The organism is uncultured Lamprocystis sp. (genome assembly GCF_903933125.1).
Lineage (GTDB): Bacteria > Pseudomonadota > Gammaproteobacteria > Chromatiales > Chromatiaceae > Thiodictyon.
The window spans coordinates 1-13,156 of the sequence record NZ_CAIZIZ010000551.1 but is presented as its reverse complement, the minus strand read 5'-3'; the positions used below and the strand labels follow the sequence as shown (position 1 = coordinate 13,156).

The 13,156-nt window shown below is 65.4% G+C and carries 13 protein-coding genes; 8 read left to right on the top strand and 5 right to left on the bottom strand.

Going from position 1 to position 13,156, the window contains the following annotated elements:
• Positions 1–267 precede the first annotated feature (267 nt).
• Positions 268–1,155, bottom strand: a complete 888-nt coding sequence (locus QZY03_RS30250; protein WP_295587822.1) for a phosphate-starvation-inducible PsiE family protein — start codon at positions 1,153–1,155, stop codon at positions 268–270.
• Between the two features lie 266 nt (positions 1,156–1,421).
• Here QZY03_RS30250 and QZY03_RS30245 point away from each other — a divergent pair, with 266 nt between their 5' ends.
• A complete protein-coding gene (locus tag QZY03_RS30245) occupies positions 1,422–2,795 on the top strand; it encodes a tetratricopeptide repeat protein (protein WP_295587820.1) in 1,374 nt (457 codons plus the stop codon).
• Positions 2,796–3,115: 320 nt separating this feature from the next.
• Here QZY03_RS30245 and QZY03_RS30240 read toward each other — a convergent pair whose 3' ends face one another.
• The 4 genes from QZY03_RS30240 to exbB form a co-directional block, all read right to left on the bottom strand.
• Complete coding sequence (locus QZY03_RS30240; protein WP_295587818.1) at positions 3,116–3,898, bottom strand: DUF3050 domain-containing protein; 783 nt, start codon at positions 3,896–3,898, stop codon at positions 3,116–3,118.
• A 100-nt stretch (positions 3,899–3,998) separates the two neighbouring features.
• Positions 3,999–4,907 carry an energy transducer TonB gene (locus tag QZY03_RS30235; protein ID WP_295587816.1) on the bottom strand — a complete coding sequence of 303 codons (909 nt, stop codon included), beginning with the start codon at positions 4,905–4,907 and terminating at the stop codon, positions 3,999–4,001.
• Positions 4,908–5,023: 116 nt separating this feature from the next.
• A complete protein-coding gene (locus QZY03_RS30230) occupies positions 5,024–5,404 on the bottom strand; it encodes a biopolymer transporter ExbD (protein ID WP_295587814.1) in 381 nt (126 codons plus the stop codon).
• Positions 5,405–5,412: 8 nt separating this feature from the next.
• Positions 5,413–5,865, bottom strand: coding sequence for a TonB-system energizer ExbB (exbB, locus tag QZY03_RS30225; RefSeq protein WP_295587812.1), 453 nt, complete (start codon positions 5,863–5,865; stop codon positions 5,413–5,415).
• Positions 5,866–6,347: 482 nt separating this feature from the next.
• Here exbB and QZY03_RS30220 point away from each other — a divergent pair, with 482 nt between their 5' ends.
• From QZY03_RS30220 to QZY03_RS30190, 7 genes are all read left to right on the top strand, one after another.
• Positions 6,348–7,037: a sulfite exporter TauE/SafE family protein gene (locus tag QZY03_RS30220; protein ID WP_295587810.1), complete on the top strand. Its 690-nt coding sequence runs from the start codon at positions 6,348–6,350 to the stop codon at positions 7,035–7,037.
• A gap of 25 nt (positions 7,038–7,062) precedes the next feature.
• Positions 7,063–7,944: a sigma 54-interacting transcriptional regulator gene (locus tag QZY03_RS30215; RefSeq protein WP_295587808.1), complete on the top strand. Its 882-nt coding sequence runs from the start codon at positions 7,063–7,065 to the stop codon at positions 7,942–7,944.
• Between the two features lie 300 nt (positions 7,945–8,244).
• Positions 8,245–9,453 carry a DUF1343 domain-containing protein gene (locus QZY03_RS30210; RefSeq protein ID WP_295587806.1) on the top strand — a complete coding sequence of 403 codons (1,209 nt, stop codon included), beginning with the start codon at positions 8,245–8,247 and terminating at the stop codon, positions 9,451–9,453.
• Positions 9,454–9,699: 246 nt separating this feature from the next.
• Positions 9,700–9,966 carry a DUF3883 domain-containing protein gene (locus QZY03_RS30205; protein WP_367268256.1) on the top strand — a complete coding sequence of 89 codons (267 nt, stop codon included), beginning with the start codon at positions 9,700–9,702 and terminating at the stop codon, positions 9,964–9,966.
• Between the two features lie 79 nt (positions 9,967–10,045).
• On the top strand, positions 10,046–10,303 hold the full coding sequence (locus tag QZY03_RS30200; RefSeq protein ID WP_295587804.1) for a ribbon-helix-helix domain-containing protein: 258 nt from the start codon (positions 10,046–10,048) through the stop codon (positions 10,301–10,303).
• 7 nt (positions 10,304–10,310) lie between these two features.
• Positions 10,311–10,670 (top strand): putative toxin-antitoxin system toxin component, PIN family, encoded by a 360-nt coding sequence (locus QZY03_RS30195; RefSeq protein WP_295587802.1) that lies wholly within the window; start codon positions 10,311–10,313, stop codon positions 10,668–10,670.
• An 89-nt stretch (positions 10,671–10,759) separates the two neighbouring features.
• On the top strand, positions 10,760–13,156 hold a 2,397-nt coding region (locus QZY03_RS30190), incomplete at its 3' end, for a DEAD/DEAH box helicase (protein WP_295587800.1).

The following is a 13,156-nucleotide window of genomic DNA, read 5'->3' as shown; positions in this document are numbered from 1 at the left end:
CCCGCCGCGATGGGGCCGGGCGCGCAGCCGCAGCGTTCGCGGTCACCGCGGCACCGCATCGCGGCGGGACGCCGCTCCCACGGGGGACTTCTTCCGGGGTGGCTTGATGTTCCTTCCAGGGCTGTGATAGCCATCGGACGTGATAACCGGACGTCGGGGCGGGTTTCAAACCCGCCCCTACACCAAGGCGCTGTCCGGATCTGTGGTGTCTGTGCGCCGGACCGGCTAAAGCCTCGACCTCCGGTCGCCGGAACGATGACCAATGCCTCAACGCCGCCGCCCGGCGTGCCCCCAGGTGACTTCGCTGTCCATCAGCCAGTAGATGAGCCCCAGGGCCAGGATGACCGCCGCGGTCGCCAGGACATACATCGGCTCGATCTTGGCGAAATCGAAGACGATGACCTTCCGGGCGATCGCCATCAGCGCGGTGGCGATCACCAGTTTGACGTGTACCACATCGTCGCGCAGATAGAGCGTGATGTTCATGAAGATTTCGATGGCGATCAACACCGCCAGGAAGGCCCCGAAGGTGACGACGATGTCGTGCGTGCCCAATTCCTTGACCGACGGCAGCAACACCTGGTGGTAGAGGACCATGACCACGTCGGCCACGCCCCACAGGATGGTCACCACCATCAAAATCGCCAGCACCCGCACCGCGCCGCGAATGATGAAGTGCAGCACATTGATCATGCGGTCTTCTTCATCGACTCCCAGTTCACTTTGACCGATGGTCTTGAAGCGCTCCTTGCGGAAGTGATTCATGAGGCTCTGCACGATGGCATCGTGCTGCATGAGATAGTCGGGGTTGAAATCACGTTCGCTAAAGTCGCGCAGTCCCTCGACGCCCTGCAACTCCTTGGCGGCGACCCGTTTGAACCCCATGCTCCAGTCCGAGTACTGGCGGCGTTCGATCGTCTTGCGGTGCAGGATCTGCAGGTTGGTGTGGCGCGGGTCTTGGCGGATGCGCTCGATCAGGTCATCGATCACCGGCTCGTCGCCCTCCAGCACTTGCAGGAAGGTCGCGTTGCCGTAGAGCAGCATCCCGGTCACGCCGTTGCCGGCATTGTGTTCCCGGCAGGATTGCAGCAGCCGCAGCAACTCGTCCGTGTGCATGGGCTCCGTGGCGGAACTGATGTAGGAAATCTGGATCATGGTGTTTCCGTTGGCGCGGTTGGGTTGCAGGCGGCAATCACGTTCGACTGGTCGGGTTATGGTAGCGTAACGGCACGCCCGGTTTCCCGCGCCGTAGAGGGTGGGTTTGAAACCCGCCCCGTCCGGTTATCACGTCCGATGGCTATAATGTTCCACTGGCCCCCTCACCTCTGCCGGCAGCGTAAGGCGCGTTCTCGTGTCATGGGCACGGGTCTTGTTCGGCAGGTCATTCGTGCGACGCAGTGAACCGGAGACGCTTGCTTACCATGGATTCCATCCGAGATCTCAGCGAGGTCGATCTGACTCAGCCGGTCACCATCGACGACGCCATGCTCCTCGCGACCAACCTGCACAGCTCCGGCCATCACGCCGACGCCTTTGCGGTATACACGCGAGTGCTCGCCCAGGTGCCTAATCACCCCGATGCGCTGCACTTTCTCGGGATTCTGGCGCACCATCAGGGGTGCGACGAGGACGCGGTGCGCCTCATGAAGCGGTCGATTGCGCTGGTGCCGGATCATGCCGGATTTCGCAGTAACCTGGGCAATCTGTTGCTTGATAACCAGCGGTTTGAAGACGCCGAACAGGAATATCGCGCGGCGCTCGCCGTCGACGCGGATCGTCCGGATACGCTCCACAACTATGGGGTGCTGTGCAAGGCGCTCGGCCGCTATCCGGAGGCGGAGCGCTGCCTGCTGCGCGCGATCGAACTGACCCCGGACTTCATCGCGGCCAGGAACGCCCTGGCTGGTCTCTACTTCAAACAGGGGCGGACCGATGAGGCGTTCGCCCAGGCCTGCGAGTCCCTGGCGCACGAGCCGAAGAATGCCTTCACACGTGAACTGCTGGGCAACGCCAAATGCCGGTCGGGGCACCCCGAGGAAGCGGCTGCGATCTACCGCGAGTGGCTGGCCGAAGAGCCCGATAACCCCAAAGCCCTGCACTACCTGGCCGCCTGTACCGGGCAAGACGTTCCGGAGCGTGCCTCGGACGCCTATGTGCAGTGTGTTTTTGATCACTTTGCCAATAGCTTCGACGCCCGGCTGGCCATGCTGGAGTACCGTGCTCCCACGCTGGTGGGTGAGGCGGTCGCGGCCTGCGCGGGGGCGCCCGCGGCGGACTTGGCGGTACTCGATGCCGGCTGCGGCACCGGCTTGTGCGCGCCGCTGCTCAAACCGTTCGCCAGGACCCTGACGGGGGTGGACCTCTCCAACGGGATGCTGGGCAAGGCGCGCGGGCGCAACCTCTACGACGATCTGCAGCATGCCGAGCTCTGCGCCTATCTGCAGCAACACCCAGGCGGCTATGACCTTATTGTCTCGGCCGATACGCTGGTCTACTTCGGTGCGCTGGACGAGACCATGGCGGCGGCCACCCGGGCACTGCGCCCGGGCGGTTGGCTGTGCTTTACGGTTGAAGCGCTGGGGGAGGACGCGCCTGGCGACTATCGGTTACAGCATCACGGCCGGTATGCCCACTCAAAGGTCTATTTGGCAGCGCTGGCGCAGCGGTCGGGCCTTGCCGTTCGGCGGTTGGAGCCGGTGGTGCTGCGCCACGAGGGGGGCTTGCCGGTCGCCGGCTGGCTGGCGCTGGTCCAACAACCGGGGAACCGCGCTGCGGTTCAATCGTCGCTGATCTAGCCTCCATGCCGCCTATCCAGACCGATTATTGGTTTAGGGGCGGGTTCGGGTGATGACCGACAATTAGGATACCGGTCAGTGTAGGTGCGACTTCAGTCGCACCTGCGCCCGAATCGGTGCGACTGAAGTCGCACCTACAGCCCCCTGCGGACTTTGCTGCATCCGCATCACAGACCGGAGGTCGAGGTTTTAGCCGAATGCGGCGGCGCCGCCCGCTGAAGCGTCGGCCTCCGGTCGCGTCGCCCCGGTCACCGGAGGTTGAGTCCGCGCGGTACGACGTTCTTCGGTAATCGCCTTTGACGGCGGCCCCCGGCGGGCGTTCAGCCGACGCGGCGCCGCGCTTCGATGGCCTCCAACACGCCGTCCCAGAAGCGGATGCGCGCACAGATCGCCTCTTCCGCGGCGGTCTCGGCTTCTTCCAGGCGCTGGGGGTCATCGGCGCACAGGGCGGTCAGCAGGTCCATGGACAGCGGGCCGTGGAAGTCCTCGTCCAGATGGATGTGGCGGTTCAGGTAGTAGTGAAAGGCCGGGGCTTGCTCGGGTCCCAACGCCATGCCTTTGAGAAACTCACGGAACATGCCGGGGATCAGCCGCTCGCGGCCAACCGCGAGGGCGGCAGCCACCACATGGGGCTTGTCCTCGTTGATGAAGCAGAAGGTGGTCTCGCTGAAATAGCGGGCGGGCAGCGGCACCAGATCGGAATAAAGCGCCTTGTCCAGGCCCTGCTCCGCGACCCGGGCGAGGAAGCGCCGGGGCAGGTCGCCGTCCGCGCCGATCTCGTTCATGGCCTCGCAGTAGAACTCGAAATGGCTCGCATGGCGGACGCCGCCGTCGGGCGTCGGGGCGGTGTCGGACTCTTCTTCCAGCACCAACTGGTTGATGAAATAACGCAGGCTGGGGTTGCCGGTGGGCACCCAGGGTACCTGAACGGGTGCGACATGGCGCTGCAGGTATTTGATCAGGGACATGAAATCCCAGACCGAGAAGCAGTGATGTTGCATGAAGACCCGCAGGTCCGCGAGATCGCGGATGGCCGCGTAGATCGGGTGGGCGTTGAGCTGCTCCTGGAGGGGGAGGATATGCTCAAGGTTCGGTGCGGCCATGGTCGGGCTCCTCGTCAAGCGGTCGATCGCCAAATGCTGATGCAGCATCCTGGTGGGACACTATACGGCCTGTCGGGCAGAAAACCAGTCACCCCGGTCGTCACCGAAGATCGAAGCGGATGGGGACCCGCATGGGCCAACTGGCGCGGCCGATCGCGGCCGGGATGGGTTTGAAGCGGCCCAGCCGGTTGAGCGCCGCAACCGCGGCCTGGTCCAGGTCCGGGTCTCCGGAGCTCTTGCTGATCCGCGCCTGGGTGATGCGGCCGTCGGCCGTGACGACGAAGGCAACCGTCGCGACCCCGGTCTTGCGGCGCTTGCGCGCCTCGTCCGGATAGCGTTGGTACCGGCTGATGGCGCGTTGGAGTTCGGCGAGATAGGCGCGCTCCGCGGCGGCGCGTGCGGCGGCGCTGGTTGCACCGACGGCCGGTCGCGCTCCTGCACCCGCGGGCCCCCCATCCGCAGCCTTGGGTCGGGCGCCGACGCCGCCGGCGGCAGCCGCGGCCGGTGCCGTCTGCTTGCGCGGCGTTGTGCTTGGTAGGGGCGCGTTGGCGGTGGTCTGATCCGCGCTGGTCTGCGTCCGTGTGGGTTCCGGCGCTTTGGGTCGTGGCTCGGGGGTCGGCGTGGCCGCTGTTATCGGTTTCGGCTTGGGTTCCGCTTTGGGTTTGGCTTTCGGAGTCGCCGGCGCCTGCTTGGGTTTGGTCGGCTTGGGCTGCTGCCGACGTTTGGGTTCCGTCCGGGGCGACGACTTGAGTGCCCGGACGGGGGTCGGTTGGACGGATGGCACGGGCACAGGTTCCAGGGCCGGCGGCGTCGGCGTCGGCGTCGGCTCCGCGACCGCGGCGGTTGGGTCCGGTGGTGCGGCAGGTGCGGGCTCCGGCGGCGCGACCTCGGCTTGCTCCGGTGTCGGGGCCGCGTCGGATGGCGCCGGCCCGGTCGGGACCGATTCGCCGACGGCGGCGGCATCGGTCGTGTCCTCGAAGACGGCCAGGTCCAGGTCGATGACGGTCATGGCTGGTATCGGCGGCGGCAACGGCGCGACCCGCCATGCCAGCCAGGTTGCCGTATGGATCAGGACGGAGGCGAGCAGGCCGAGCGCAAGGCAGTGCCGGCAGGTGTGGCCGCTGGTCACGGTCGGCGGGTGAGAATCGACAGCCGCTCCAGTCCGCGCGCCTTGAGCTGATCCACCACGGCGATGAAGGCGGCGAAGCGGGTCGCCGCGTCGACCCGCAGGACGATCGGGGTGCTGGGTTCGAGTTCGGCGAGTTTCGGCGCCAGGGCATTGAGCCCCGGTGCGCCGACGCCCAGCGGCAGCGCTTGGAAGTAAAGTTGGCCGTCGGCGTCGATGGCGATTTCGCGCGGCTCGATGGTCTCGGGCGCGTCTTGGCTGGCCGCGGTCGGCAGCCGGATTTGCAGGCGCCCCTCGACGATGAAGGTGGCGGTGGTCAACACGATCGCCAGCAACACCAGCATGATGTCGATGAAGGGAATGACGTTGATCTGATCCATTTTTTTCATCATGGATTGGCGCTCACGGCGGCGTCGGCGGACCGCCGTTGCCGGCCCCAGCGGACCTTGAGAACCTCGACCCGGCGCAGCAAGGCGTTGTAGAAAACGATCGAGGGAATGGCGACCAGCAGGCCCAGGGCCGTGGCTTTGAGCGCCAACGCCAGGCCGACCATGACGGCGGCGGTGTCGAGGGTGCCGCCGCGGCCGATATCATAGAAGGTGATGAGGATGCCGAGCACGGTCCCGAGCAGCCCGACATAGGGGGCGTTGGCGCCCACGCTGGCGATCACGGTGAGGTGGCGGGTGAGGTCGAGTTCCAGGTCCTCCAGGTGGTCGTAGGCGGCCAGATCGATCCGCGCCAAGTGCAGATAGCGCTCGATGACGAATGCGACGGTCAGGAAACTCATGAATCCGAGGACGCCGATGACGCCCAGGTCCAGATTGGCCTTCAGAAACTCCAAGAATACGACTCCTCAGTTTGGATGCTGCCGGGTGGGGTCGCGGGGACGACGGGCGTATCGGAGTCGGGGCCTACCGCCCCGAAACCGTCGGCGGGACGTCCCCGCTCCTGTGGTAAAGGTGCTCTGACATCGCCGGTGCCGTTGCCGTCCGCCGGGCGAGCCATGCGCGGTGGTTGGCGTTGCTCCACACCTTGATGATAAGGTGATTTCCGGAAAATGATCTACCGACGTGTAGGGGCGACGCAAGCCGCCCCTACATGCCGGAAATCGCCTTAGGGGGCGGTCCCGAATAGTACGGCGCGCCCGAAGCCAATACATTTAGACAGAATTAACAAGATTTACAATATGTTATTCATTTTCAATCTTGTAAATCCTGTTAATCCTGTCAAGAAATTTCTGGTCAGGGTCGTGGCTGGAATCTTGACTCGTTTTCCAGTTCAAGGTGAACGCTGACAGGTGATCGCTGAGCGAATTTTCTCAACATGAATACCAATTTCCTGCTGGCCCTCGCGGTCGGTCTGTTGAGTGCCCCGCACTGCGTGAGTATGTGCGGCGGGATCGTCGGGGCGCTGAGTTTCTCCCTGCCGGTGTCGGTGCGTGAACAGCCGGCACGGCTCGGCGCCTTCTTGTTTGCCTACAATTTGGGGCGCATTCTCTCTTATGCCGGCGCGGGTGCCCTGTTTGGCTGGTTCGGCGCCCTGATGCTGGACATGAGCGCCCACGCTTGGGCCTACGACGGGTTGCGGGTGCTGGCGGCCGTCATCGTGGTGGGCATCGGGCTCTCGATCGGCGGCTGGCTGCCGCGGATGGCAGCGCTTGAGCGGCTCGGTGCACCCCTGTGGCAGCGGATCGAGCCCTGGGGACGGCGTCTGCTGCCGGTGCGCACCCTCCCGCAAGCGATGCTCTTCGGTGCAATCTGGGGCTGGTTGCCGTGCGGCCTGGTCTACGGGATGCTGATCAGCGTTCCGGCCCAGGGCAGTGCCGCGGCCGGTGCCGTCTATCTGGCGCTGTTCGGCGTCGGGACCTTACTCCCGCTGCTGACCACCGGTTTCCTGGCCGGCAGCCTGTATCGTCTGGGACAAGACCGCCGCTTCAAGATGATGGCCGGGCTTATGGTCATCGCCCTAGGTTTGGTGACGCTGCATTTCCAGGGATACAATGCCGGTAACTGAGAGTTCTGTGCTCATGAGGTGCGAGATGATCGGCGTTTCCCCTGCTTTTCAACGCATGCGCAATGCCGCGCGGATGGTCGCGGCGACGGATGTCGGTGTGTTGCTGCGCGGCGAACCGGGCAGCGGGCGCGAGACGTTGGCCCGCGAGATCCATGCGTTCAGCCCCCGCGGCCAGGCCCCCTTTGTTCCGTTTCATTGTGCCGGTGCACCAGATGGCGGGCTGCTTGCGTGCATCGGCGCGGCGACCACTGATGTTGCCCAGGTGGGCGCCACCCTTTACCTGGACGAGATCGGAGAACTGACTGCCGCCGATCAGGCGCGGCTGCTCCACGTCATCGCGGCCACGGACCAGACTGCCGCGGCCGATGGACCCCGCGTGATCGCCGCCTCGGCCCTGGACCTGCATGCCGCGGTCGCTGACGGGCGTTTTCGGCGCGACCTCTACCTGCGTTTGAGCGTGGTTCCGATCGAGGTGCCGCCACTGCGTGACCGGGTCCTCGACATCCCGGTCTTGACCGCCCATTTTATGAGCACCGCGGCAGCCCGCCATCGTCTGAAACTGTGTCGACTCAATGGCGGGGCGGAGCGTCTGTTCCGGCGATACTTGTGGCCGGGCAACCTGCGCGAGCTCGCCAATCTGTGTGAGCGGTTGGTGATCCTGTATCCTGGTCGCCCGGTGATGCCGGAGGATTTGCCGCGCGAACTGGTCAGCGGGGAGCCGCCCGAGCCGGCCGTCGCCGACTTCCAGTTACCGCCCCAGGGGATCGACCTCAACCTGCTGGAGGCGGAACTGATCCGTCAGGCACTGGCGCTGGCCAGCGGCAACAAGAGCCGTGCCGCCAGGCTGCTGGGGCTGACGCGCGACACCTTGCTGTATCGGCTGCAGAAGCACCTGGCGACCGGCTGAAGGTGCCGGCAGTTCACAGTTTGGGTGGCAGCACCGCGCATGGAGCCGTCGGTGGGCTTGATGGTGGATGCGCTGCGCTTATCCACCCGACGAAACCGGCGCTGCTGTAGGGTGGATAAGGCGCGCCGCACAGTGTTCGGGACGCGGCACGGCGGTTGTGCGCGCCGCATCCACCAGGGGTCGCACGAGACCCTCGAATTTGGAATTGCTGCCCAGGCGCCGCGCGGATTGAGTTGCTGCCTGGAATCGGTGACAATCCCCCGTCCTGGTTACCTCCTGCCTGTCGACCCCAGCCCGCCCATGATCCAACTTGGAATCGATCGTCTGCTTGCCGACCCGGCAGTGCGTCAACCCCTGCACGGCCGGCGTCTGGCCCTGCTCGGTCATCCCGCCTCGGTCACCGCCCAGGGCCGTCATAGTCTGGATGCCCTGATGGCGCTGGATGACCTGCGCATCACCGCCGCCTTCGGCCCCCAGCACGGGATGCGCGGGGACAAGCAGGACAACATGATGGAGAGCGCGGACTTCCTGGACCCGCGGCACGGCATTCCGGTCTTCAGTCTCTACGGCGCCGTGCGCTACCCGACCGCGGCGATGCTGGAGCAGTTTGATGTGCTCCTGGTCGATCTGCAGGATATCGGTACCCGCATCTATACCTATGTGACCACGCTGGCGTACCTGATCGACGCCTGTGCCGCGGCCGGCAAATCCCTGTGGGTGCTGGATCGGCCCAATCCCGCGGGCCGGCCGATCGAGGGCAGCATCCTGGAGCCGGGCTGGGAGAGCTTCGTCGGGGCCGGACCGCTGATCATGCGGCACGGGCTCACCCTAGGTGAGTTGGCGCGGTGGTTCGTGTCCAGACGCGGCGGGGATCTGGATCTGCGGGTGGTGTCGATGGACGGCTATCGACCGGATGCGGCACCGGGTTATGGCTGGCCGCTGGCGGAACTCGCCTGGGTTAACCCGAGCCCCAACGCCTCCAGCCTCAACATGGCGCGCTGCTTTCCGGGCACCGTGCTGTTGGAGGGGACCACGCTCTCGGAAGGGCGCGGCACCACGGTCGCGCTGGAGCTGGTCGGCGCCCCGGACATCGATTGCGAGCGCATCCTGGCGCGCATGGAGTCACTCTGCTGCGCCTGGACCGCGGGCGTGTTGATCCGGCCCTGCTGGTTCGAGCCCACCTTCCACAAGCATGTCGGCACCCTGTGCTCCGGGCTCCAGTTCCATACCGACACCGCCGCGTACCGGCACGATCAGTTTCGGCCCTACCGGCTGACCGCGCTGCTGCTGAAGTCGCTGCGCCTGGAGTACCCGGACTATCCGCTCTGGCGTGTCTTCCCTTACGAATACGAAACCGAACGCCTGGCCATCGACCTGCTGGCCGGCGGCCCCTTGCTGCGCGAGTGGGTGGATGACCCGCACGCCGCGCCGGGTGACCTGGAACAGCGTCTGGCGGAGGACGAGGCGCGCTGGCTGGACGAGACCCTGGGCCTGCGGCTCTATCCGTGAGTGCTTCGGTGCGGCCGCCGCATGGCGCGCGGCGACGCAGTCCGTAAGGGCTTGTGGGCGACTTGTAGGGGCGACTTCAGTCGCCCCTTCACGAAGCTAGGGCGAGGAGTGAGGGGAGAGGAGCGAGAGGCGTGAGCGGGGGAGCCATGCATTATCAGGAGACAACTGTCCGGCAGAAGGTTATGAGAGTCCGCGGGCAAGCCCAACGCCCGACTCAACTCCGGCGAGGCGCGCAAGCGTGCCTACATTCCGCAGGGACGGCTGCAAGAACGGCTGGAAGAGGTGAAGGGCCGCATCGAAGGCGCCCCGACCATCACCGTGACCCGCAACGAGATTCTGTACTCGCTCAACAAACCGGACGACTTCAAACTCGCCATCGTCGAGTTCCTGGACGACGACGCGCACCGGGTCCACTACCTGCGCCGCCCCTTCCAGCGGGAGCCGGATTTTGGCGTGACCAGCGTTAACTACAACTTTGCCGAACTGCCGGCACGCGCCGCAGCACCGGGATGACCCAGAGCAACGGCCCTGGCGTCCGATCCAGATCCCGTTGTATAAAGGCGCATAGACGTCTATGCGCTTAGGAGGCAACATGACCGAAGCAACCCGTTGGACAATCAAAGTGTCGCAAGACACTGATCGAGCGCTGCGCGGTTTCCTTGGTGCACAAGGCATGAAGAAGGGCGATCTCTCCAAGTTCGTCGAGGACGCGGTGCGTTGGCGGATACTTGATCGCACGGTTCAGGTCGTGAAGGATCGCAATCAGGACATCGCGCCGGAACTATTGGAGGCGATGATCGACGAAGCCACGCGTGAGGTCCGGGCGGAGATGCGTCGCCAGGGTCAGTAGCGTCGCCGTGCGTCTCGTTCTCGATACCAACATCTTATTGTCCGCCTTGATGGTTCGCGGTACGCCGCCGGACCGACTTTACGAAGAGTGGCGACATGGGCGCTTTCAGCTTGCCTCCGCCGAACAGCAACTTGACGAATTGAGGCGGGTCTCGCGCCGTCCGTTTTTCCAGGAGCGGCTCACGGCGAGCGAGATTGGCCGCATGGTCAATGACATTCGCCGACTCGCCACGATGTGTTCTCCGTTGCCCGACGTGTCCGCCTCGCCGGACCCGAGCGATGATTTCTTGTTGGCCATCGCCCAGGCCGCCGACGCGTTCCGTCGTCATGTTCCCGGTGGCGGTGTTGATCAACAAGGCGATGATTGAGGTCCCTCCCCGATTTGCCGGCGGCCCGCCAGTGCATCCCGAGTGGTCCGCGTTCGGCAGATCTGCGCGGGCGGCACGTGCAGATGGACGTGGATAGTGCCAGACTGGTGCCCCACAAGAACAAGGATGCAACCAGTCAAGCCATGCAGCTCGAACAACTCCAGACCAACGCAGCCATCCGCGGCATCCTCCCCGATGCCCTGGTGACGGTCGTCAGCGTCCAGTGGTTCGGTTCCGAGGCGCTGGAGCTGACCTACAAGACCTCGGCCGGCAAGGTCGCCAACGAGTTGCTCTACCGCCACGACGAAGCCCGCCTGGAGTTGGTTGAACAGGGCCGCCCTTGGAGCTTCGATGGTGACGGCGCGCTCTTCCGCCTGGTTTCCGAGGCCCACCGCATCCGCCTCGCCCACCTATTCGATCCGGTGCTGGCGGTGCACACCTCCATGGTCGACCCGCTGCCGCACCAGATCACCGCGGTCTACGAGGCGATGCTGCCGCGTCAGCCGTTGCGCTTCCTGCTGGCCGATGACCCCGGCGCCGGCAAGACCATCATGGCGGGCCTGCTCATCAAGGAGTTGGTCGCTCGCGGCGACCTGCAACGTTGCCTGATCGTCTGCCCCGGGAGCCTGGCCGAGCAGTGGCAGGACGAGCTGTACCGGCGCTTCCACCTGCCCTTCGAGATCCTCACCAACGATAAGCTGGAGGCCGCACGCACCGGCAACTGGTTCCTGGAGACCAACCTCGCCATCGCGCGTCTCGATAAGCTCTCGCGCAATGAGGACGTGCAGCAGAAGCTTGAGATCCCGGACTGCCGCTGGGACCTGGTGGTCTGCGACGAGGCCCACAAGCTATCCGCCACGGTGTTCGGCGGCGAGGCAAGGTACACCAAGCGCTACAAGCTCGGGCAACTGCTCTCGACCCTGACCCGGCACTTCCTCCTGATGTCGGCCACGCCGCATAACGGCAAGGAAGCGGACTTCCAGCTCTTCATGGCCCTGCTCGATGGCGACCGCTTCGAGGGCCGTTTCCGCGACGGCGTGCATACCGCCGATTGCTCTGACCTGATGCGCCGGATGGTCAAGGAGCGCCTGCTCAAGTTCGACGGCACCCCGCTGTTCCCCGAGCGCATCGCCTACACCGTGCCCTACCAGCTCTCGGACCCCGAGGCCGCGCTCTACCAGGCAGTCACCGAGTACGTGCGTGAGGAGTTCAACCGCGCCGAGGCCCTGGAGAACGACAAGCGCGCCGGCACCGTCGGCTTTGCCCTGACCATCCTGCAACGGCGTCTCGCCTCCTCGCCCGAGGCCATCTACCAGTCCCTGCGCCGTCGCCGCGAGCGGCTGGAAAGTCGGTTGCGCGAGCTTGACGTGCTCCATCGGAGCGGGGGCGTCCCGCCCCCGACTGCGGCACTGGACGCCGACGACCTCGAAGATCTCGAAGACGCCCCCGAAGACGAGGTCGCGACAGCCGAAGAGGCCATCCTTGACCAGGCCACTGCCGCGCGCTCGATGGCCGAACTGCGCATCGAAATCGACACCCTCCGTCGGCTCGAAGCCCAGGCCCTGACCGTGCGCCGCAGCGGCAACGACACCAAGTGGATGGAGCTTTCGAGTCTGCTTGGCGAGGTCTTCACCCCGGCTGCGTTAGCCGACCGCATCGAAGAACCCAAGACACCTTACGGAGCGGGATCGATCCCGCCGCCCACGCCGTCGCCGCACCAGAAGCTGGTTATCTTCACCGAACACCGCGACACGCTGAACGACCTGGAGGGTCGCATCACCACCTTGCTCGGACGCAAGGACGCCGTGGTCATCATCCACGGCGGCATCGGTCGGGAGGCGCGCCTCAAGGTCCAGGAGTCCTTCAAACACGACCCCGAGGTCCAAGTCCTGCTGGCCACCGACGCCGCGGGCGAGGGCATCAACCTCCAACGCGCCCACCTGATGGTCAACTACGACCTGCCGTGGAACCCCAACCGGCTGGAGCAGCGCTTCGGGCGCATCCACCGCATCGGCCAAACCGAGGTCTGCCACCTGTGGAACCTGGTGGCTGACGACACCCGCGAGGGCGATGTTTACCGCAAACTCCTGGAGAAGCTCGAACAGGCGCGCCAGGCCCTGGGCGGGCAGGTCTTCGACGTGCTCGGTAAGCTCCAGTTTCAGGGCAAGTCACTGCGCGAGCTGCTGATCGAGGCGATCCGCCACGGCGAACGGCCCGAGGTCAAAGCCTTCCTCACCACGGTGCTCGACACCACGCTCGACCGGGGCCACCTGCAAGACCTGATCGAAGAGCGCGTCCTCGCCCACGACGCCATGGACGCCAGCCGGGTCCAGCGCATCCGCGAGGACATGGAGCGCGCCGACGCCCGCCGCCTGCAACCGCACTACATCGAGTCCTTCTTCCATGAGGCATTCAAGCGGCTCGGCGGCACCGCCAAACAGCGTGAGCCCCGCCGCTATGAGATCAGCCATGTCCCCGCCCCGGTG